Annotated in this window: 21 protein-coding genes; 9 read left to right on the top strand and 12 right to left on the bottom strand. The window is 43.6% G+C overall.

Features of this window, described 5'->3' with window-relative positions; translation table 11 throughout:
* Together PAP_RS08755 and PAP_RS08760 are read right to left on the bottom strand one after the other, a co-directional pair.
* Nucleotides 1-312, bottom strand: coding sequence for a cupin domain-containing protein (locus tag PAP_RS08755; RefSeq protein WP_048165646.1), 312 nt, complete (start codon nt 310-312; stop codon nt 1-3).
* A 1-nt stretch (nt 313) separates the two neighbouring features.
* Nucleotides 314-1,651, bottom strand: coding sequence for a DUF438 domain-containing protein (locus PAP_RS08760; protein WP_048165647.1), 1,338 nt, complete (start codon nt 1,649-1,651; stop codon nt 314-316).
* Nucleotides 1,652-1,757: 106 nt separating this feature from the next.
* Between PAP_RS08760 and PAP_RS08765 the strand changes: the two genes are divergently transcribed.
* Nucleotides 1,758-2,252, top strand: coding sequence for a DUF1858 domain-containing protein (locus PAP_RS08765; RefSeq protein ID WP_236627018.1), 495 nt, complete (start codon nt 1,758-1,760; stop codon nt 2,250-2,252).
* Nucleotides 2,253-2,255: 3 nt separating this feature from the next.
* On the opposite strand, the gene hcp is transcribed toward PAP_RS08765, so the two are convergent.
* Nucleotides 2,256-3,614, bottom strand: coding sequence for a hydroxylamine reductase (gene hcp / locus PAP_RS08770; RefSeq protein ID WP_048165649.1), 1,359 nt, complete (start codon nt 3,612-3,614; stop codon nt 2,256-2,258).
* Between the two features lie 349 nt (nt 3,615-3,963).
* On the opposite strand from hcp, the gene PAP_RS08775 reads away from it, so the two are divergent.
* From PAP_RS08775 to PAP_RS08795, 5 genes are all read left to right on the top strand, one after another.
* On the top strand, nt 3,964-4,353 hold the full coding sequence (locus PAP_RS08775) for a transcriptional regulator (RefSeq protein WP_048165650.1): 390 nt from the start codon (nt 3,964-3,966) through the stop codon (nt 4,351-4,353).
* A 72-nt stretch (nt 4,354-4,425) separates the two neighbouring features.
* Nucleotides 4,426-5,574: a cysteine desulfurase family protein gene (locus tag PAP_RS08780; protein WP_048165651.1), complete on the top strand. Its 1,149-nt coding sequence runs from the start codon at nt 4,426-4,428 to the stop codon at nt 5,572-5,574.
* Nucleotides 5,571-5,792 carry a sulfurtransferase TusA family protein gene (locus tag PAP_RS08785; protein ID WP_048165652.1) on the top strand — a complete coding sequence of 74 codons (222 nt, stop codon included), beginning with the start codon at nt 5,571-5,573 and terminating at the stop codon, nt 5,790-5,792. The genes PAP_RS08780 and PAP_RS08785 overlap by 4 nt, the downstream gene beginning before the upstream one ends.
* Complete coding sequence (locus PAP_RS08790) at nt 5,793-6,437, top strand: iron-sulfur cluster assembly scaffold protein (protein WP_052649134.1); 645 nt, start codon at nt 5,793-5,795, stop codon at nt 6,435-6,437. It abuts the gene before it with no gap.
* Nucleotides 6,438-6,516: 79 nt separating this feature from the next.
* Nucleotides 6,517-6,858 (top strand): thioredoxin family protein, encoded by a 342-nt coding sequence (locus PAP_RS08795; RefSeq protein ID WP_048165653.1) that lies wholly within the window; start codon nt 6,517-6,519, stop codon nt 6,856-6,858.
* Here PAP_RS08795 and PAP_RS08800 read toward each other — a convergent pair.
* Entirely contained in the window at nt 6,855-8,129 is a 1,275-nt protein-coding gene (locus PAP_RS08800; RefSeq protein WP_048165654.1) for a cation:proton antiporter, read from the bottom strand. The two genes, PAP_RS08795 and PAP_RS08800, sit on opposite strands and share 4 nt — an antisense overlap.
* The gene (locus PAP_RS08805; RefSeq protein ID WP_048165655.1) at nt 8,087-8,617 is read right to left on the bottom strand and encodes a CBS domain-containing protein; all 531 of its coding nucleotides are present in this window, start codon (nt 8,615-8,617) and stop codon (nt 8,087-8,089) included. Before PAP_RS08805 ends, PAP_RS08800 begins: the two co-directional genes overlap by 43 nt.
* A 222-nt stretch (nt 8,618-8,839) precedes the next feature.
* Between PAP_RS08805 and hypA the strand changes: the two genes are divergently transcribed.
* From hypA to PAP_RS08820, 3 genes are read left to right on the top strand one after another with little or no spacing between them, the layout of a single operon-like run.
* On the top strand, nt 8,840-9,256 hold the full coding sequence (hypA, locus tag PAP_RS08810) for a hydrogenase nickel incorporation protein HypA (protein ID WP_048165656.1): 417 nt from the start codon (nt 8,840-8,842) through the stop codon (nt 9,254-9,256).
* Nucleotides 9,253-9,978 carry an Mrp/NBP35 family ATP-binding protein gene (locus PAP_RS08815; protein ID WP_048165657.1) on the top strand — a complete coding sequence of 242 codons (726 nt, stop codon included), beginning with the start codon at nt 9,253-9,255 and terminating at the stop codon, nt 9,976-9,978. Before hypA ends, PAP_RS08815 begins: the two co-directional genes overlap by 4 nt.
* 35 nt (nt 9,979-10,013) lie before the next feature.
* Nucleotides 10,014-10,490: a hydrogenase 3 maturation endopeptidase HyCI gene (locus PAP_RS08820; RefSeq protein WP_048165658.1), complete on the top strand. Its 477-nt coding sequence runs from the start codon at nt 10,014-10,016 to the stop codon at nt 10,488-10,490.
* A gap of 4 nt (nt 10,491-10,494) precedes the next feature.
* On the opposite strand, the gene PAP_RS08825 is transcribed toward PAP_RS08820, so the two are convergent.
* From PAP_RS08825 to PAP_RS08855, 7 genes are all read right to left on the bottom strand, one after another.
* Nucleotides 10,495-11,220: a cytochrome c biogenesis CcdA family protein gene (locus PAP_RS08825; RefSeq protein ID WP_048165659.1), complete on the bottom strand. Its 726-nt coding sequence runs from the start codon at nt 11,218-11,220 to the stop codon at nt 10,495-10,497.
* A gap of 72 nt (nt 11,221-11,292) precedes the next feature.
* The gene (locus PAP_RS08830; RefSeq protein ID WP_048165660.1) at nt 11,293-11,868 is read right to left on the bottom strand and encodes a glutaredoxin domain-containing protein; all 576 of its coding nucleotides are present in this window, start codon (nt 11,866-11,868) and stop codon (nt 11,293-11,295) included.
* 61 nt (nt 11,869-11,929) lie between these two features.
* The gene (locus PAP_RS08835) at nt 11,930-13,051 is read right to left on the bottom strand and encodes a tungsten cofactor oxidoreductase radical SAM maturase (RefSeq protein WP_048165661.1); all 1,122 of its coding nucleotides are present in this window, start codon (nt 13,049-13,051) and stop codon (nt 11,930-11,932) included.
* Nucleotides 13,052-13,306, bottom strand: coding sequence for a ubiquitin-like small modifier protein 1 (locus tag PAP_RS08840; protein WP_201769531.1), 255 nt, complete (start codon nt 13,304-13,306; stop codon nt 13,052-13,054).
* A gap of 40 nt (nt 13,307-13,346) precedes the next feature.
* Complete coding sequence (locus PAP_RS08845; protein ID WP_048165662.1) at nt 13,347-15,164, bottom strand: aldehyde ferredoxin oxidoreductase family protein; 1,818 nt, start codon at nt 15,162-15,164, stop codon at nt 13,347-13,349.
* 186 nt (nt 15,165-15,350) lie between these two features.
* A complete protein-coding gene (gene lonB / locus PAP_RS08850; RefSeq protein WP_048165663.1) occupies nt 15,351-17,270 on the bottom strand; it encodes an ATP-dependent protease LonB in 1,920 nt (639 codons plus the stop codon).
* Nucleotides 17,271-17,375: 105 nt separating this feature from the next.
* Nucleotides 17,376-20,033, bottom strand: coding sequence for a valine--tRNA ligase (locus PAP_RS08855; protein WP_394296781.1), 2,658 nt, complete (start codon nt 20,031-20,033; stop codon nt 17,376-17,378).
* Between the last annotated feature and the right edge of the window lie 129 nt (nt 20,034-20,162).

The raw sequence follows: 20,162 nt of genomic DNA on the forward strand, positions 1-20,162 counted from the left end.
TCACTTCACCTTGATCACTAGGAATTTCATCTCTAAGCTGCCGGTGTTTGAAACTTTGTGGGGAATTTCCTTAGGAAGGTAAACTAGGGTTGCTTTTCTTACTTCCTCTTTCTCTTCTCCAACTTCAACTATTCCTTTTCCTTTTATTACGTACAAAAAGGCGTCCACAGGTGTTGTGTGCTTTTTAAGCTCTTCCCCAGGCTTTAGTGTTATATGGAATATTTGGGCATTTTCCGTTCCAATCAGCTTTTTAACATCAACCCCGTGGGGGTTCTCAAATTTTTCAGCATCTTCAACTTTCACAACAATCATCTCAATCCCTCCAATCCAAAAGCCTCTTCTCTCCTTCGAGGGCTTTAATTCTGCTTACCTCTTGGGTTATCTCAAGTGTTCCAAGATACTCGCCGTTTTCATCCCTAACAGGAACGTATTTGATGTAGATGAACTTCCCACCCATTTGAATCCAGAACTCTGCAACGTCTTTTTTGCCCTCTTTGAAGGCTTTGAGGATTCTATTAACTATGTTGACACTCTTCGGTGGATGGCAGAGCTGCACAGGCCTTCCAATAATTGAGGGTGTCCTCGTAAATATTCTGTCTCCACCTGAGAAAAACCTTACCCTATCATCTTTGTCTATGAAAGTTACATCAACTGGAAGATGCTTGAAAATCGCATTTATCTCCTTTGGAGATAGGTATCCTGTCTCAAGTTCTAAGTCCCCCTCTCTCTTTACTTTTGTTTTGTCTCCTTCAAGCTTCTGTCCCCTCAGCGCCATTTGAACCTCTTTTGGTAAACTTAAGAGTTGTTCAGCCGTTAAGGTTGTGTCAATCTCGTAGGGATGGAGAGGCTTGGCTTCGGGCTTCCACTCATCTCCAGGCTTAACTTTGTAGTATCCTATTGCCTCTTCTTGCCCCTTAATGGCAACCCACTCCCCCTCTGAGAGCAGAGCTTTTAGTGTTGGATAGAGTATGTTGTTCTCCCTAAACACCATGTCCACAAGGGCGTTCGATAGTTCTGCAGCTTTTTCCTTGAGAGCTTTAACGAATTCTTCCCATTCCATTTCATTCTCTTTGCTTAAAATCTCAAGGAGCTGCTTAATCATCCCTCTAGCTTCATCGTGCTTTGTCCAGAGAACTGTTGGAACCGCCGTAATGCCTCTCCTTTCAAGATAAGGAAAGATTAGCATCTCTTCTCTATTGTAATGGGTAAATCCAACAGCTCTGAGTTGGTTGGCTATTCCTTTGAGGACACCGAGGATTTCCTTCCTCATCTTTTTGTCTTTGGTGTTAACTAGAGTTGATGCATAAAGGTTTAGCATTTCAGCGTCTTTTATTATTTCCTTGTTCTCTTCATAGAGCGTATGGAGAGGATGTCCCGAAGGAATGTCCTTCATTTCCTCTTTTTCAGAGCCAGCAACTGCCTCCCTGAAAAGCTCAACGTGAATGTCACACATCTTAGCTATCTCTCTCGCTGAGATACCCTCTTTAACGAGCTCCTGTTCAATAAGGGGTATTTCTAGTGGTGAGATGCTCCTCAAAAGATCTTTAAATTCCTCTTTGAGCTTTTCAATGTCTTCACCTTTGTGAATCTTCTTCAAAAGCTCCTTCATTTTTTCCTTTTTATATTCCCGGTTCTTCAAGATTTCAGTCATTCTCTACCACCTTCATGACAAGTGTCATATCTATCACTTTTAAACCTTTCTACTCATTTTTGCCCAACAAAGTTTATATGACACTTGTCATTATAATCTTTTGGTGATGTACATGAATATTAAAGCAGTCTTGGATTTGAGAGGGTTAAAACCTCCGGAGCCTGCAGTTAGGATAGTTGAAGCCTTGAAAGACCTGACCAAAGGAGAAGGAATTGAGGCAATTGGTGATAAGCCATTCAAGAACCTCCTGCCAAAGCTCGAAGAGGCAGGCTATAAATATGAGTTGAAAAAAGTTGGAGATGCGTACATTTTGAGGATATGGAATGAGGGAAATGCTAAAGAGATTTCAGAGCTCGGCGAGGTGGAATGTGCAGGAGAGCTTGAGATAAATGAGGACACAAACGTTGGGGCGCTCATAGAGAAATATCCTAAAGCCCTTGAGGTGCTCATTGAATACGGCTTCACTCCGCTCAAAGACGAAGCACTAAGGAAAACTCTCGCTAGGACAATAACGCTGAAAGAAGCTAAAGAATTAGGCAATCTCTCAGATGGGGAATTTAAGAGGCTTTTAGAAGAACTAAAGAAAATAAAAGTTAAATAGGGCTCAATCGAGCTCTTCTGCCAAGTTTGAGCCCTCTTCTATTTTAACTCCTTTGTTAAGCATGTCTCTGAGATCCTTCTCTGGGTCTGTCGTTAGCCTTAAGTCAAACTGCTTCCTCAAAATTTCGAAGACTCCCGGAGTTAGGAACTCTGGAGGTCTTGGACCTATGTAGATGCCCTTAACTCCGAGGTAGAGGAGCGTGTAGAGTATTCCAATTGCTTTTTGCTCCATCCATGAGAGGACTATTGAGACTGGAAGTGAGTTCACATCTGTTCCAAGCTCGTTCGCCAAAGCGACAGCAATTTCAATTATTGAGTAAACGTTGTTGCACTGACCGAAGTCGAGGAATCTTGGGATGCCTTCGATTGTGCCGTAGTCTCTCGCGTTGTAGCGGAACTTTCCACAAGCAGCACTGAGGATTATAGCATCCTCCGGAATCATTGCAGTAAGCTTTTCGTAGTAGCCCATTCCCTTGTGAGGCGTATCACATCCACCAACGACAAATATATGCCTTATCTTGCCCTCTTGGATTAGCTCGATAAGCTTGTCCTTCATCGCTAAGATGTTGGTGTGGTGGAAGCCTGTAAGGAGCTTTTCTCCCTCGCGCTTTTCCATCCTTGGGGTTTCTAAAGCCCTCTTTATCAAAGGTTCAAAGTTATAATCCCTGATGTGTGGAACACCCTCAAGACCAGCTATTCCAGATGTGAAAATTCTATCCGCATAAGCCTTTGTTGGCTGCTGAACACAGTTGCTTGTGCCCAAAATAACGCCTGGGAACTCCGCAAACTCTTTCTTTTGGTGAAGCCAGCTCCCGCCCCAATTCGCCACCAAGTGATCGAACTTCTTGAACTCTGGATATGCATGAGCTGGGAACATCTCTGCGTGAGTATAGACTTTTATGTCCGTTCCCTCAGTTTGCTTTAAAAGCTCATAGAGAGCTTTGTAGCTGTGTCCCGTCACTAAAACACCATGTCCTTCTTCAGTTCCTGTTGAAACCCCTGTTGGCTCTGGTCTTCCAAATGTTTCCACATACGCCTTATCTAAGAGCTTCATAGCTTCGAGATGAATCCTACCATTTTCAAGGATTAACTCCAAAAATCTGTTCTTATCGAAGTTAACGTTGGTGAGTGTTGAGTATAAAGCTTCAGCTAAAAAGTGCCCGATTTCTGGGTTGTCGTAGCCCACTTCGAGGGCATGGTGATAGTACGCAGCTGTTCCCTTGATCCCATACAATAAAGCCTCTTGGAGGGAGTTTAAATCTGGATCTTTTCCACATACTCCTTGAACTGTACATCCTCCGACTAAGCTCATTGAACACTGATTGCAGAGCATTTCCACATTTTCAGGCATTTTTATTGTCATTTCCAACCACCTCCAATTTTATGACATGCGTCATATTATGCAGTCTAATCTATGAATTTCCTTTCATAAAAGGTTTGCGGTTGTTTAACCGAAAAGAGAAAATTTATGGAAGCAAATTTAATATTAAGTAACAATTTTTTCCAAATATTGAAACAAAAAACCCAATTAATTATTAAAATTGAGAGAATACGGAAAGCAATTGTTTAAATGTTTATGACTAGTGTCATAGCATGAAAATCATGCATGTTTTCATGAATAATGCAAAGGATAGTCTTCATTAATGTCTAGTGAAGTTACCAATTTTCAAATTCCGAAACCCTTATATATGCCACATGTCATAAGCGGGACTATGAAGACTAATGCCTTTGAAGTTGCTGCCAAATATGTTTACCCATCATTGAGAAGGCGCCTAGTTGAAATTCTTTATAAAGAGCACAACTTAACTCAAGTCCAAGTAGCGGAGCTTTTGCACATAACTCAATCCGCTGTTTCGAGGTACTTAAGAATGAACAGGGGAGCGCTAATAGATGTAGAAAAGTTTGAGGACATAGATAGGGAGCTTAGAAACTCAGCAGAGTGGATAATTAAAGAAAAGCCTAATGAGTACAAAATTCACGCTGAGATAGTTAAAATTGCCCTAGAAATGCTCGGAAAAGGATATCTATGCTCCCTCCACGCAAAAATCGATCCTGAACTTAATCCAGCAGAATGCAACATATGCATAGATACCTTCAGGTAATCATCTAAGTACACATATATGTCCAGAAATAGTTAAAAATGCACATAAGATAAGTAGTTCAGGGGTGAAAAAATGGTCATCTATCTAGATAATGCAAACACAACTAAACCCGATCCCGAAGTTATTAAGGTAATGATTGAGTATTTAGAAGAAAAATACGGTACTCCCGGAGGAGAGTTCGGACATATTTTTGATGAAGATGCAAGAGAAGCCGTTGAAGAAGCAAGAGAGAAGATCGCAAAAGAAATAAACGCTTCACCAGAGGAAATCGTGTTTGTCTCCGATGAGACTGAGGCGGACAATTTAGCAATAAAAGGCGTAGCGTGGGCTAGGGGAAAGGGCAAAGTTTTGGCGAGCAAAATCGAGAGGAAGGCCATCCTAAACACAGTGAATCGCTTAAAGGAATGGGGCTTTAAAACTTATGAAGTGGGTGTTGATAGAAAAGGGTTTATCAATATTGAAGAGCTTCAGAGCAGCTTAGATGGCGCAGTCCTATTTGCGACCCACTTAGGAAACTTTGAAATCGGGACGATTCAAAATATTAGAGCAATCTCAGAAGTCGTTCACGAAAACGGAGCTCTTCTTTACTTGGATGCCAATCACGCATTTGGAAAGATCAAAATCGATGTGCAAAAGCTTAATGTTGATTTAATGAGCATATCCTCCCATTTAATCCACGGACCTAAAGGTGTCGCTGCACTCTATATAAGGAAGGGAGTTAAACTCAAGCCCATTTTAGATGGAGACTTGAGAGAAAGGGGTATAAGACCAGGAATGATAAACGTTCCTTCTATAGTGGGCTTTGGAAAGGCTGTTGAGCTCATAAACTATGAAGATGCTAAAAGAATGGCAAAGCTTAGGGATAAGCTCATTGACCTCCTCTTAAGCATCCCAGACACAAAGTTAAACGGGCCGAAAGGAGATATGAGACTTCCAAACAATGTAAACGTCTCATTTAACTATGTGGAAGGTGAGAGTGTTTTACTCCACTGCGACATGAGGGGCTTGGTGTTCTCAACGGGCTCTGCATGCTATTCACAAGATTTGCTCCCAAGCCATGTGATTAGGGGAATAGGAGGCTCTTTTGAAGATGCCCACGGTTCAGTGAGGCTTAGCCTAAGCAAGTGGACAACGGAGGAAGAGATAGTCACAGCTTATGAGATTTTGAAGGACGTTGTTGAGAAGCTGAGGAAAATAAGCATCTACGGTGGTAGGAAATGATAAAAATTGACGTCGTTGGAAAGGACTGTCCAATTCCTCTCAATGAGTTTAGAAAGGCTTTGAGAAAAGCTCCTACTGGCGAGATTATTGAGATTGTTGGGACGCATGAGCTCAGCAAGGGTGAGATAGCCCTAGCGGCTGAAGAGACTGGGCAGGAGATTCTTGAGATTGATGAGAAGGAAGGAGTTTGGAAAATTGTTGTCAGGAAGGTGAGGTAAATGGAAAGATTTGACGCTAAAAACTGGGACGAGAAAAAGAGAATAGGCTACTCAAGAAAGGTCTTACAATACTTTTTGCACCCAAAGAACGTTGGAGAAATTGAAAACCCAAGCGTTACTGCTAAAGCTGGAAGTCCAGCATGTGGGGACATGATAAAGCTCTACCTCAAGATTGAGGATGAAAAGATAGTGGATGCTAAGTTTAGGAGCTATGGATGTGCCGCAAACATAGCAACAGCTTCAGTTCTCACGGAAATGATAATAGGGAAGAGCATTGATGACGCAAAGAAAATCAAGTTTAAAGACATTGTAGCGGAACTTGGTGGATTGCCCCAAATAAAGCACCACTGTGCTGTTTTAGCTGCTGAAGGGCTTAAGCAGGCTTTGGCAAAGTGGGACGTCATTCAGGGAAGAAGAGAAATTGATGAGCGCTTCGTTAAATTGATTCTTGCAGCAGTCATCGATCCCCTCACCGGAGAAAGCGTTCTCCACGGCCACAAATACAAAGGATGTGAGATTGAGGGTAAGAAAGTTAAGATAATGCTCAACGTTCCAAAAGATGATCCAGAGGCTGAAGTATTTGAGGAACAGATAAGAGAATCTTTTGAAGGCCTCGATGTTGATTTAGAGATTGAATTTGCTTGATTTTTCTATTTTTGATGAAAATTCTTTCATAAATTTCTTTTTAAACCCTTTTCACATGAACCATATTTCGGGTGAGACCATGGACGAGCTTGAGATGATTAGGAGAAAAAAGATGCTTGAGCTCATGAAGCGAATGAATGGTATAGAAAAGCCCAAGCCTAAGGTAATCATTGAAGTCCTGACCTCTCCAACATGTCCCTACTGTCCAATAGCACTTCAAATGGCTCAAGAGATTGGGAGGAGGTATCAGGGGGTTGAGGTTAGAGAGTTGAGCGTTGCCACACCAGAAGGCCAGAGAAAAGCAATGGAGCACAACATAATGGGCGTGCCGACGATTTTAATCAACAACAAGGTGGAGTTTATTGGAGTGCCTCATCCAGGAGAGTTCGAAAGAAAAGTAAAGGGCTATTTAGGCATTTAGCTCTTTTTGGATTCCTTTCCCTTCTTAACTTTTGCAATCTTCTTCTTCGTTTCCTCTATCGTGCTCTTCCTTGCCTCAACTTTGCCCTTCTTCATTGCCTCAACATCTTCCCTAAAGACCCACTTCAAGAGAGGCGGCGTGATAAGGACAGAGACTGTTATGAATATCAGCGTGGCAGCGACGAACTTTTGGGCATCGCTTTGGGGAATTGCACCTCCATGAATGGCCACCATTAAATCAACCAAAGCTACCTCAGTCCTTGGAATTGAGCCGATTCCCATTTGAAGGGCCTTTTTGATGTCCCATCCCATTATCACTGCCCCTGCTCCCCTTCCAAGCACTTTTCCTATGACTGCTATCGTGGTTAAGACAGCCGCGAGGGATAGGGCATCTCCACTTGCAAAGACCCTCAGGTCGAGCATCGCACCGGTGTAGACAAAGAATATCGGCACCACAAGACCGTAGGCAATAGCTTTAATGTCTTCCAAGAGCTTTTTACCCTCAGGGAGCTTTGAGAGAACTAATCCTGCCATAAAAGCACCTTCGATTGCCGCATCAAACCAGTGCTGGGCCAAAGCTGAGAACAGGAACATTAGTGCAAGGACCATTCCCAAAACTCCTCTCTCAACATGGAGCCACTCCGCAAACTTAACGTACTTTTCAATGCTGTACCAAGCAACTAAGCCAGTTATTATGAAGAAAACGGCCATCTTGCTTATCAATCCTAAAACACTCCCAGTCCCAACGGCAAAGATTATCAAAGCAATGCCAAGGAAGTCATCCATAACACTCGCGCTTAGCGAAGCCGCTCCAACTTCGCTCCTCAAAACACCCAAGTCCATCATTACCCTAACGGTTATGCCAATGCTTGTCGCCGTGAGGAGAATTCCTCCTGCAAAAGCTTCCCTTGATGGATATCCCATCAGTCTGAGCCCAAGCCAGCCCATGAGAAGAGGCACGAAAACGCCCATGAGCGTAGAAACCGTGGCTACTTTTCCTGTCCTCTTTAGCATCTCGACCTCAGTATCAAGGCCGCCCAAGAAGAGAAGAAAGATTATTCCAAGCTTCGCTAAAAACTCGAAAGTCTCATTGGAGTGAAGCGTCAAGTACTCAGGGCTTATTAAGCCAAAGTAAATCAAGTTCCCAAGGAGCATACCCATGAGTATCTCGCCTAAAACACCTGGGAGCTCAAAGCGCTCCATCAAGTGGTCGCCTATCTTTCCCGCGATTAGTGCGACTCCGATCGTGAGGAGGATCCATGTTGCGTCCATTGCGCACCACCCAGCTTCATTAGTCTAAGGAACTCGTCGATGAGCATTCTAAGGCTTACTTCACCCACAAGCCTGCCGTTCTCATCAACTATTGCCAAAATCTGGACTTTATAGCGCTTCATCTTCTTGAGAGCGTCCAAAACGGTCGCATCTTCTTCTATCACCAAAACATTGCGCTCCATGACGTCGGAGGCCTTCTCCGCCCCACCGAGTATAGACTTGAAAAGAGAGCTTATGTTGCCAAGCCTCGCCTTTGTGTGCTCGGGCGGAAGGAGAACGTTCATGACGTCCATATACCTTATGAGACCTTCAAGCCTCATCTCATCCTTATTATTGACAACCCAGACGTGATGCCTCGTTTTTAAGAGCTTTAAAACATCAACAATAGGCGAGTCTTCCGCGACAATTGGCATCGAAAATATTGGGGGCATTATAGCGCTAACTCTCATTGAATGAAAGGTTTGGAGGGCTCTTTCAATGTCGCCCATATTATCACCACTTTTTTCTTTAATTCCTCCAAGTATTTAACGTTTCTTGAGCACTAACTTGCATCCCTGGATTTTTTTGTTCACCATATCTTAGACAGCAACATTGAGAAATCCTAAACAGCTAGGAGAGAGTATTTACCAACTCCAAATAACCTTCAACCAAACGTTGAAAACACCACAATTTATAAGCAATGACCACAACACCTATTTGAGGGATGAAAAATGCATGAGTGGGCTTTAGCTGATGGTATCGTGAGGACAGCAATAGAATTTGCCCAGCAGAATGGGAAGGATAAAGTTTTAGGGCTTAGAATCGTCCTTGGGGAACTCCAAGATGTTGATCCTGAGATCCTCAAGTTCGCAATAGACGAGATTAAGAAGGGAACTATTGCAGAGGATGCGGAGATTGAATTCGTTATGGAAGATGCTGAGTTCAAATGCCGCGATTGTGGAAACGTTTGGAAGCTTAAGGAAGTGAAGAAGAGCTTTGATGAGCGCATAAAGGAAGACATACACTTCATTCCAGAAGTTGTGCACGCATTCCTAGCCTGTCCAGAGTGTGGAAGCAGAGACTTCGAGGTAACTAAGGGAAGAGGCGTTTATCTAGCTGCAATAAAGGTTGAGGGGGAGGAAGAATGATTGATCCAAGAATAAAAGCTATTGAAGGACGGCTGGAGAAAGTTGGGCGCATTATCCCTGTGGTAAGCGGCAAAGGTGGCGTAGGAAAATCAATGGTCTCCACAACTTTAGCTTTGATACTAGCTAAGAAGGGCTACAAAGTTGGACTCCTCGATTTAGACTTCCATGGAGCGAGCGATCACGTGATTTTGGGCGCTGAGATTGAAGAGTTTCCAGAGGAAGAGCACGGTGTTCTTCCAAAGGACGTCAATGGAGTAAAGTTCATGAGCATAGTCTTTTACTCTGAGGACAGGCCAAATCCTTTGAGAGGCATGGAAATAAGCGATGCCTTGATAGAACTCCTTGCAATAACGAGATGGGAAGATTTGGACTTTCTCGTGATTGATATGCCCCCCGGAATGGGCGACCAATTCTTAGATGTTCTTAGGTTCCTCAAGCGCGGCGAGTTCTTAGTTGTAGCAACACCATCTAAATTGGCAGTGAACGTCGTTAGAAAGCTTTTAACACTCCTAAAGGAGCAAAAGCTCAAGACCATAGGCATCATTGAGAACCTCAAGCTTGACGATGAGGAAGATATCAAAAAGCTGGCAGAAGAGTTTGACATCCCCTATCTTGCGGGAATCCCTCTCTACAGAAACCTAGACACAAAGATCGGGGACGTAGAGGAGCTCTTGAAGAGCGAGTTTGCTGAGAAGATTAGGGAAGTTGCAGAAAAGCTTTGATATTTTCTCCTTTTATATTGAAACAGGTGAGTGTCATGCATGAACTCGAGGAATTTCTTCAAGGAGCTAAAAAGGTGCTCATCTGCGGTATTGGGAACGACATGAGAGGGGACGACGCTCTAGGAGTCTATATCGCTGAAGAGCTCAAAAAGAGGATTAAAAACCCAAAAGTAACTGTTCTAAACTGCGGTGAAATGCCCGAAAGTTATACTGGAAGAATAATAAGAGAAAATCCCACTCATGTGATTTTTATAGATGCCGTGCACTTCGAAGGAAAACCGGGTGAGATTGTCATAGCTGACCCGGAAGGGACACTAGGAGAAGCTTACTCAACGCACAAGATGCCGCTGAAGCTTTTGGTTGGCTATCTAAAGCAGAACTTAGATGCAAAGTTTACGCTAATAGGCTGCCAGCCGAAGCAGACAGGCCTCTTTGTAGAAATGAGCGAGGAAATAAAGAAAAGCGCAGAGCTTTTGATTAACGCCCTCTGCGAAGTGCTCTCTTCAATTTGAGTTTTTAGTATGCCCAGAGCACGTATATGCCGAGGGCAATGAGCATTATCCCAGCGGCCATTGAGAGCTCCCTTGAGTGCCTTACAATTTTCTGGGAGAGTGATTTGCTCTCACTTATGCTCCCCACAGCAAACAGGATTACCAAGAGGGGGAGCACGAAGATTATGTTGTACAAAGCGAGGAGGGTATACGTGAAAGCCTTCCCAATCTTTGATATGAGTATTGCGTAGATTAAATAGCTCCCTGCAGAGCATGGGAGGAGGGTAAACGAGACTATAACCCCCAATGTTAGGGCCCCTAAAACAGTGGCATCCTGGCGGAATATGCTCCTCCTAACCTCTTTTTTGCCAACTACCCTTGACTTTTCCATATAACCCGTGACAAAAGTGTATGCCCCAAATAAAATGGCAACAGCTCCAGCTATCCAAGTCGGTATTTTTGATGTAAAGGCAACTAAACCCAAACCTAGGAGATAGTAAGATGCATAGATTGCACTCACAAACGCTAAACCAACAGCGTAGATTCTCTTCTTTGTTATGTTCTCTTTCAAAGAGAGAGCTATGAGGAGCATCGTGTAAATCACGAAGGTGCATGGATTTACGGAGTCAGAAACTGCAAGCGCCAAGAGGGGAACGACCATCGACTTTAAACCTAGCAAGCTCAATACTCCAACAGTTAGTCCAAAAGAGAGCAAAATAATAGTAGCCAGCGCTTTTACATCTTCTTTCATACTCCTCCCCTACCAACAAATATGCAAAAGTTCTTTTTTAGTTTTCCAGAACCAAAAGTGAAAAACAAAAAGTTAGCGCCTTCTCTTAAAGAGAAGGGGAACTAAAGCAAAGGCAAATATCAATCCCGGGCCGCAGATTCCCTCTTTTGATGGAGATTGCGTTGAAGAAGTTTGAGTCTCGTTCAAAGCAGATTTATGCTCTATGAAGAGTTTTTCGAGCATCTCTATATGGGTTTCATTTTTAAGTATGTACGCTTTTCCTCCAACGAAAAGAATGAGACCATTGTTTTCTTGAGCGGTTTTTATTATTTCTGTTGTGGCGGAAACGTTGAACTCTCCTTCAATAATGGCGTAAAGCTTGTTATCATAAGCTATCCCAATAGCGGGAACACCGCTTATGCCCGTGAGCTGGTATACTTCTGAAAAAAGTGCCCCGTTTTCCTCATTATCAATGAGTTCATAGTAAGTTAAGCTTTGTTCTCCAAACTGCTTTGGAATTTCCTCTTTCATCTTTTTACAGTGAGGGCATGTTTTTGTGCCATACATGTAAAAGTGCACTTTGCTCTTGTCTATTTGAGTATCTGCTAAGACTAAGGAAACGGCCGATGCGAGAAATAAAAACACTATGAATAATGCAGCTTTTCTCATGCTCTTCACCTGTGTATGTTTTGGCACTGTATTATATAAATTTATCCTTCAATGTACTTTGTTACCAAAACTTTCCATTCATCTCCATTGGTACGGGGCAGAGAACTATGCGCCTAGCCCAAAGACAATCTCCACAGCTTGGAGAATTTGACCAGCAATCTGACTGTGTGTCCTGTGCAAAGCTACACGAATCCACGAGAGAGCAATCAGTACATGAGGGATAGATAGCGTTTTTAACCAAAAACCTGAACCAAGAATATTCCCTGCTAGTCCAGATTTCCATTAGAGACTTGTCTCTGACATTACCAAAGGAATAGGCCATCACTTTCTTTTCTCTCCCAAAGATATATTCTGGATAGTTGTGCAAAAAGCGGTAGCATGGAGCAACTTCTCCATCCCATCTAACCACTGCAACTTTTTTCTCTATGAAATCACAATGCCTCTCTGTCCTAAGCTCAAATTCAGGCAACTTCAAGAGAAATCCTTTGTATCCCCTCGCATGCATCTGATTTATGTACGGCTCCAAATTAACACTCCCATCGTAAACTATGAGCTTTGAGTGCTCTTCATTGACAGGAATTATATTAGAAAAAAGGAGAGAGTTTATGTCAAACTGAGACAAATATTCCGCTATCTCCACCATCTGCATGTAGTTTTCCTTTGTTACCACAACCTCAACACCAACATGGGGTATTTCGCTTTTTTTCTCTTTTTTCGCCCTCATAAGCTTTTTCAACCTATCAACGGTAACACTCGGCATTACGTGTCCGAGTTTTGTTGGCTGGACTGGTAGAGTATCGAGAGATATGTAAACCAAATCTACTCCAAGCTCCACAAGCTCTTTAATTCTCTCATCCGTTAAGAGAAAGCCATTCGTTGAAATCCCAACAGCATAACCGCGCTTTTTAACTTCGCGCACCATATCCATAAATTTTGGGTGAACGGTGGGCTCACCAACCCCACCAAAATAAATAAGCCTTAAGTCTGGAAATTTCTCAGCATCATCTAAAATCTTCAGAAAGAGAGCATAATCCATATCCCCTTCTTCATCTTCCCAATACTGCTTAAAGCACATTTCACATCTAAGATTACATCTATTTGTAACCTCTATGTAGAGGTACTTCAAATCCAGCTCTGCAGGAATTAAAACCTTAACATTATCAATATAGAACTCATGAAACATTCAACCGCCTCCCGCAGGGGGAAATATGCTAACAATGTCCCCATCAGAAAGTTCAGTATCTAGTCCATTTAAGTGGTCGATATTTTTACCGTTTACGAGTATCATCCTCCTTTCCTCAATTTCATTTTTAAACTCTTCACCAAATTCCGCATACAGCTTTTCTAAAAGCTCTCCAACCGTTTTAACCCCCTTTATTTCAACTTCTCTCTTTCCTGCGATACTTCTTAAGGTTGCGAAGAACTTAACTCTCACCATCATAGATCACCTTAAATTAAAAATTTAGAAGAAAAGGTATTTAAACGTACTCCTCTAAGCCGAGCTCCTTAATCTTCTCCTCGGGTATCTTTCCGTCTCCTGCCCATCCTCTGAGAGAGTAGTACCTCGGTAGCATCTCTTTGAGCCTTACAACATGTCCCTTGTTTGGCCCGTCCTTCACAGGCTCTCCAACCAGACGCTTTGGTAAGCTGTCCTCTTTGAGTGGTTCTAAGCCTGCTTTGAGGTTAAAGAGCCTCTCAGCATTCCATATCCTTTCTCCAATCTTAAGGTATTCCTCAGTTGTTAAGTCCCATCCAAGGGCAGCATTTAGCATATCTCTGTAGTCATCCGCACCGAGACCAAATGTAGTAAATACACACAGACCTGCAGCATCTATTACCGCTGTTAGGTCTTGGAACACTATGAGCATCTTCACTTTGTCGTCACTTATATCGTGGGGATCCATCTTGTAGGGGTAGCCTAAAATCTCCGGACTTATCATATAATTCTTTATGTGGCATCCTCCTCTGTTGTTTGTGGCATAACCAAGACCATGACCCTCTGCACCCCTCGGGTCATAAGCCGGCAGCTCCTGTTTTTTAACCCCCATGAAGTACTCAACGCCGTTATGCATCTCCGCTAAGCGGTAGCCTCCCTCAGCGAGCTTATCTCCAAAGCCTTCTCTAAAGGTCAGCTTCTCAATGTAGTAGTGGAGAACTTCGGTGTTGCCAAACCTCAGCGGTGGGGCGTCTCCCAACTCCTCCGGCTTAATTAAACCCTTCTCATAGAGCTCCATAGCCGTTGCCAATGTTCCACCCGTCGATATAGTGTCAAGGCCGTATTCATCACACAGGTGATTCGCTATAACTATGCTCGCCAAATCGTTTATGCCGAGGTGTGCACCGAGAGCCCATGTACTCTCATACTCTGGTCCTTCAGTTACACCAACGGCAGGGTGCCTCGTTACCCTTCCACATCCTATTGGGCACGCAAAGCATGGTTTGTTTTTAACTAGGTACTTTGAGGCTAAAGCCTCACCGCTCTGCTCCTCGGCATACTCAAACTGGCTGTCTTGGAAGTTCCTCGTTGGATAGAGGCCGTTTTGGTTTATAATGTTCACAAGAACAGCTGTTCCGTATTTTGGTAATCCTCCACCAGCAACTGGGTCGTTCTTAAGCTTCTCAATCTTCTCCTTTACAACGCTCATGAACTTAGCCCTATCCGCTATCTCCACTTTCTTGTGGCCCCTAACGACCACAGCTTTTAGATTCTTTGATCCCATTACAGCACCAACGCCACCTCTTCCTGCAGCCCTGTGGCCGTTGTTCATCACCGCAGCAAACCGTACTAAATTCTCACCCGCAGGACCAATTGATGCAATCTGCACTTTCTTGTCTCCAACTTCCTCTGTGAGGATCTTTTCAGTCTCGCTGACGACCTTACCCCATATGTGAGATGCATCTCTCAGCTCGACTTGGTCATCGTTTATGTAGAGGTAAACAGGATGTTCTGCTTTACCTTCGAATATTATTGCATCCCATCCGGCAAACTTGAGTTCTGCGCCAAAAAAGCCACCTGAGTTTGCCATAGCAATATAACCCGTCAGTGGGCTCTTGGTTATTACCATATACCTTCCGCCTGTTGGGGCAGTAGTTCCTGTTAAAGGCCCCGTAGCAAATATAAGCTTATTCTCCGGGCTGAAGGGTTCAACTTTTGGGTCAATTTCCTTTAAGAGGAAGTGTATGCCAAATCCCCTTGTCCCAAGCCATTTCTTTGCAAACTCCTCATCAATCTTTTCCTCACTAATCTTTCCGGTTGTCAAATTTACCCTCAAAATTTTCCCTTGGTATCCATACATAGCCACCACTTCCTAGAGACATATCAAGATAGTTTTGAAATTGATCCATTTAAACTTGACGAAAGTAAAACAATTTGCTGAAATCAAAAAGTTAAACACATTTGTTTTAATCCATGAAAAAGTTTTCACAATAGGTATCAAAACCAACAAAAGGGAAGCATAACAAAAACAAAATGCAAAAAGCAGTTAAGCACTCCTTAAGGGTAGGGCCTCTCTAACCCTCTTTATGAGGTCTCCTTTCTTTCCATTGTCGTCAAGTGCTATCTCCAACACTTGATCTATAGTCTCGACGGGGATTATTTCTATTTTTTCAGCTTTGTCTGGGCTTAGGAAGACATCCTTCTCATTGCTCTTTGGAATGATCACTTGCTTTATGCCCGCCTCTATTGCCGCTTCTATCTTTGGTGTTGTGCCTCCAATTGGCAAAACTTCGCCCCTAACACTCAACGAACCTGTCATTGCAACGCTCTGCTTTATTGGAATTTCCTCCAAGGCAGAGATCACAGCTGTAGCTACGCTTATGCTTGCAGAGTCACCTTCTACGCCCTCATAGGTTTGAAGGAACTGCACGTGTATATCGTAGTTGCTTATGTCTTCCCCTTTGTAGCGCTTTATTATCGCCGAGACGTTTTGAACTGCCTCTTTAGCTATCTCACCGAGCTTACCTGTAACTATAATTTTACCCTCTTCTCTGCTCGCTGCTGGTGCAACAACGGCTTCAATTGGCAAGACGATACCGCTCTGCTCACCTATTACTGCAAGGCCGTTAACCCTTCCAATCTCACCGCCTTCACTCTTGATAACCTGGTATTCCTTCTTGTTTTCAATGTACCAATCTGCAAGCTGTTTTTCTAGAGGCTTAGCCATTTTTAAAGCCTTTAATACATGCTCTCTCGTAACATGCTTAGCACCTTCTCTAATGGCAATGTCTCCTGCTGCTCTGATAACACCACCTAAATCCCTTAAGCGAAGCGTTAAATGGCCTTTTCTTCCAGCTCTCTTTTGAGCCTCCCTTACTATTTCCTCAACAGCTTCTTTGGTAAAGTGGGGTATCTTTCCGTCCTTCTTGACTTCTTGAGCCACGAATTGGACTAACTTTTTCCTGTTTTCTAATGTGTCAGGCATAGTTGTTCTCATGTAAATCTCGTAACCATAACCTCTAATCCTCGATCTTAAAGCGGGGTGCATTTTATCAACGGTGTCCAAGTTACCTGCAGCAATTAAGATGAAGTCACATGGCACGGGTTCCGTCCTTACCATGGCACCACTTGAAAGCTCGCTTTGTCCGGTAATTGACATTTTCTTTTCCTGCATAGCCGTGAGCAAGCTCTGCTGCATTTTTATGTTAAGTGTAGCTATCTCATCTATAAAGAGCACTCCTTTGTTAGCCCTATGAATCATTCCGGGCTCTACTCTCTCATGTGCAGGTGTTCCAAGACCACCGCTTTGGAATGGGTCGTGTCTAACATCTCCAAGCAGGGCACCAGCGTGAGCACCTGTAGCATCAACGAAGGGGGCCTTTCTTTTTCCACAGTTGTCAACCAAAAGCTTTGGAACTAAAGCTTGGTTTTTAAGCCTCAGGTTTGAGATTGCCATTAGTGAAACTATCAGCACGAACAAACCAAAGAGGAGTGTCTGCGGTCCTGGTTCCATTATTACTGCAATTACTATTACAAAGAGCACAAAGAGCAAGAGATAGGACTTTATGTTCTCCTGTTCCTTTGCCTTCTGCCGGTATTTCTCAACAATCCTCTTTCCCTGGCACGCTGGAACTGTCTTGATCTTTGGCATGTTTTCGTCTTCTGGATTTGGAAACACCAAAATGTCCTCTAGCTCCTCCGTAGGCAAAAGTTCGGCCATCGCTTGACCCAACATAGACTTACCTGTTCCGGGTTCACCTATTAAAAGGACGTGCCTCTTTTGTTTTGCAGCAGTTTTAATGACCTCGACAGCATGATCTTGCCCAATAACTTGATCTATCAACTTGTCTGGGATTTCAACATCTTCTGTGGTTTTTAAATCAACCCCCAAATCTAGACTCTCCCCATAAGTCTGAAGAGCCTCCTCATTAGCATTAATTTTTTCTTCATTTAGGGGCTCGCTCATTTCAAACACCTTCATCTCTCTTCATGTGGACTTGAGTGTAATAATCTTATAAAGTTTTGTGAAGAGGCAGTAGAATGTGATGGAGGGGAAATAAAAAGCACTCCCCTAAGAGAAGAAGAGAATCACAGCATCGCCAACGACGGCTGTTTTTACTTCTTCACCCTCACTGAAGACTGCTTTTCTTATGACGATCTCTTCCTTGCCGAGCTCGACTTTTCCTCCTTCAACCTCAAACTCAACTTTTCCGCTTTCCTTGAGGGCTTTTGCAACACTCTCAGCGTTCTCCTTGAGGTAGGCGCTTATCTTTGGAACCAGCTTTCCGTACTTCGGTCCAACGAGCTTGAAGTTGGGCTTTATCTCAAGTATGCGCTCCTCAAGATCTGGCTCACCTTTGATGACCTCTAATTTTTCTATGTTCATTGTTCCTGCTATATCTTTCTCAATTTGTTTCAGCACTTCATAGGAGTCCAAAGTGTATATGGCAACGTGCTTGAGCTTAGCATTTAGTGAGAGGCCGTGAGAGTTCTTGTAGCGGCGCATTGCACCGATGACTTCGCTTGCAAATTCACCAAGCCTCTCCGCTTCCTCGTCAACACGCTCCTCCCTATAAGCGGGCCACTCGAGGAGGTGTATACTTTTAGCTCCAACCTTGTGCTTGAAGACCTCTTGATAAAGCTCCTCCGTGATGTGTGGTGCTAATGGCGCCAACAGGAGGAGTATGTTGTATAACAGCTCATGCAGCGCCACCTTAGCTTTGAGCTTGCTCTCTTCGTCATCTCCGTACAGGCGGTACTTGATCATCTCTATGTAATCATCAGCAACCTCGTGCCATATGAACGTCATTAGCTCCCTCGTGAAGAGGTTGAAGCGGTAGCTATCCATTTCCTCGGTAGCGAACTTGATTAGCCTGTGCAGGCGGGAGAGTATCCATCTATCGAGCGGCTCAAGCTCAATCTCCTTGTGCTTTTCATAGTCAAAGTCTTTGATATGGCGCTCGGCAAACCTAAAGACGTTCCAAAGCTTTTGGAGGAATCTATAATTGTAGTCAACTGTCTCCCACTTGAATGGGTGATCCTCTCCAGGAGGAGCCAAAGCAGTCCAAATCCTTACCGCATCGGCTCCATACTTTGGAATAACTTCTTCTGGAGTTATGACGTTTCCTAAGCTTTTGCTCATCTTCCTTCCATCTGGGCCAGCTACCATACCATTTATCATTATATCGTGCCATGGCTTTTGCCCAGTGAGGACGTAGCTCCTGAATATGGTGTAGAATGCCCATGTTCTTATGATCTCGTGTCCTTGCGGCCTGAGTGCGGTTGGGAAGTTAATCTTAAACCACTCCTCGTCCCTCTTCCACTTTGTGATAGCGAGAGGACTAATTGAGGAGTCAACCCAGCAGTCGAGGACATCCTTAGCTCCTTCAAGCTCACCGCCACACTTTGGACATCTCTCAACGGGCGGCTTGTCAAATCTTGGGTCAACGGGTAAATCTTCCTCTTTAGCGGGCACTATGTGGCCGCACTCCTTACACACCCAGAATGGAATTGGAGTTCCAAATACCCTCTGCCTGCTGATGACCCAGTCCCAGTCCATTGATTCGGCCCAATCTTTGAGCCTGAGGAACATGTCCTCTGGATACCAGTTTATTTGCTCCGCTACCTTTACGATGTCTTCAGTAAAGTCTTTTACTTTGATAAACCACTGCTTCTTTGGCAATAGTTCAATTGGGGCTTTACATGAGCTCCTCTCTGTGTGCCTCAACACGCGGTGGTGAACTTTCTTCTTTTGATAGAGCAAGCCCAGTTCTTCCAAGTCCTTTGCTATAGCATCTCTAGCTTCTTCGGATGTCAGGCCTTTATATTTACCCGCATTCTCATTAAGAGTTCCGTCCTCGTTTATGGTAATTATTACGGGCAGCTTATAGCGCTTTTGCCAAACTACGTCCTGCTCATCACCGTAAGTACAGTTATAGACGGCACCAGTTCCAAAGCTTGGATCAACATCTTTATCCGCTATTATTGGAACTTCACGTTCGAATATTGGGAGATTTACTTTCTTACCCACCTTATCCTTGTAGCGCTCATCATCAGGGTGAACGAAAACAGCTACACAAGCAGGCATTAGTTCTGGTCTCGTAGTGGCTATTGGGATATAGTCATCTTCACCAGCTATGGGGAGCTTTATGTAGTAGAGGTAGCCATCCTCTTCGACGTAGCCGACTTCGGCCTTCGCTAGTGAGGTTCTACACCTTGGGCACCAATAGACGGGGTGCTTATCTTGATATAGCATTCCCTTCTTGTAGAACTCCAAAAGGGACTTTTGAACTAAAGCCTTGTACTCCTCATCCATTGTGTGGTACTCCAAGTCCCAATCAGCGGAATAACCTATTTGAATGAACTGATTCCTCATTGCTTCAATAGCTTCCCAAGTCCACTCTATACATTTCTTGAGAAACTTCTCTGGCTCGTCCTTGCTTATACCGAATTCTTTCTCTACTTTAAGCTCCGTTGGAAGTCCATGATTGTCAAAACCTTGAGGAAAGAGAACGTTATAACCCCTCATTCTCTTGTATCTCGCTATGATGTCAATCCAAGTGTGGCTCAAAACGTGGCCTAAGTGAAGGGTTCCAGAAGTGAACGGGGGTGGAGTGTCTATAGCGTAAGCGGGCCTCTTCTCATCGAGCTCATACTTATATATCTTCTCATTCAACCAGAACTTTTGCCACTTGGGCTCAATATCCTTTGGATTGTATGTTTTCTGCATAATACCACCTCTCCTTGCCTTAGTTGTGGCAGTTGAGATATAGGTTTTTCTATGGGTGAGTATTTAAAAAGTCTACCAAAGTTTTGCCTTTAATTTTTTCCCTTGTTAAGCGGGCACAGTTGAAAGGGC

This window comes from Palaeococcus pacificus DY20341 (assembly GCF_000725425.1).
Classification (GTDB): Archaea; Methanobacteriota_B; Thermococci; order Thermococcales; family Thermococcaceae; genus Palaeococcus; species Palaeococcus pacificus.

Bases quoted from the DNA above. Each gene is read 5' to 3' on its own strand.
- PAP_RS08765 (WP_236627018.1), top strand. From the start codon at position 1,758: ATGTACATGAATATTAAAGCAGTCTTGGATTTGAGAGGGTTAAAACCT.
- PAP_RS08820 (WP_048165658.1), top strand. From the start codon at position 10,014: ATGCATGAACTCGAGGAATTTCTTCAAGGAGCTAAAAAGGTGCTCATC.
- PAP_RS08845 (WP_048165662.1), bottom strand. From the start codon at position 15,164: ATGTATGGATACCAAGGGAAAATTTTGAGGGTAAATTTGACAACCGGA.
- PAP_RS08785 (WP_048165652.1), top strand. From the start codon at position 5,571: ATGATAAAAATTGACGTCGTTGGAAAGGACTGTCCAATTCCTCTCAAT.
- PAP_RS08805 (WP_048165655.1), bottom strand. From the start codon at position 8,617: ATGGGCGACATTGAAAGAGCCCTCCAAACCTTTCATTCAATGAGAGTT.
- PAP_RS08760 (WP_048165647.1), bottom strand. From the start codon at position 1,651: ATGACTGAAATCTTGAAGAACCGGGAATATAAAAAGGAAAAAATGAAG.
- PAP_RS08835 (WP_048165661.1), bottom strand. From the start codon at position 13,051: ATGTTTCATGAGTTCTATATTGATAATGTTAAGGTTTTAATTCCTGCA.
- lonB (WP_048165663.1), bottom strand. From the start codon at position 17,270: ATGAGCGAGCCCCTAAATGAAGAAAAAATTAATGCTAATGAGGAGGCT.
- PAP_RS08755 (WP_048165646.1), bottom strand. From the start codon at position 312: ATGATTGTTGTGAAAGTTGAAGATGCTGAAAAATTTGAGAACCCCCAC.
- PAP_RS08840 (WP_201769531.1), bottom strand. From the start codon at position 13,306: ATGGTGAGAGTTAAGTTCTTCGCAACCTTAAGAAGTATCGCAGGAAAG.
- PAP_RS08775 (WP_048165650.1), top strand. From the start codon at position 3,964: ATGAAGACTAATGCCTTTGAAGTTGCTGCCAAATATGTTTACCCATCA.
- PAP_RS08825 (WP_048165659.1), bottom strand. From the start codon at position 11,220: ATGAAAGAAGATGTAAAAGCGCTGGCTACTATTATTTTGCTCTCTTTT.
- PAP_RS08800 (WP_048165654.1), bottom strand. From the start codon at position 8,129: ATGGACGCAACATGGATCCTCCTCACGATCGGAGTCGCACTAATCGCG.
- PAP_RS08815 (WP_048165657.1), top strand. From the start codon at position 9,253: ATGATTGATCCAAGAATAAAAGCTATTGAAGGACGGCTGGAGAAAGTT.
- PAP_RS08780 (WP_048165651.1), top strand. From the start codon at position 4,426: ATGGTCATCTATCTAGATAATGCAAACACAACTAAACCCGATCCCGAA.
- PAP_RS08795 (WP_048165653.1), top strand. From the start codon at position 6,517: ATGGACGAGCTTGAGATGATTAGGAGAAAAAAGATGCTTGAGCTCATG.
- hypA (WP_048165656.1), top strand. From the start codon at position 8,840: ATGCATGAGTGGGCTTTAGCTGATGGTATCGTGAGGACAGCAATAGAA.
- PAP_RS08790 (WP_052649134.1), top strand. From the start codon at position 5,793: ATGGAAAGATTTGACGCTAAAAACTGGGACGAGAAAAAGAGAATAGGC.
- hcp (WP_048165649.1), bottom strand. From the start codon at position 3,614: ATGACAATAAAAATGCCTGAAAATGTGGAAATGCTCTGCAATCAGTGT.
- PAP_RS08855 (WP_394296781.1), bottom strand. From the start codon at position 20,033: ATGCAGAAAACATACAATCCAAAGGATATTGAGCCCAAGTGGCAAAAG.
- PAP_RS08830 (WP_048165660.1), bottom strand. From the start codon at position 11,868: ATGAGAAAAGCTGCATTATTCATAGTGTTTTTATTTCTCGCATCGGCC.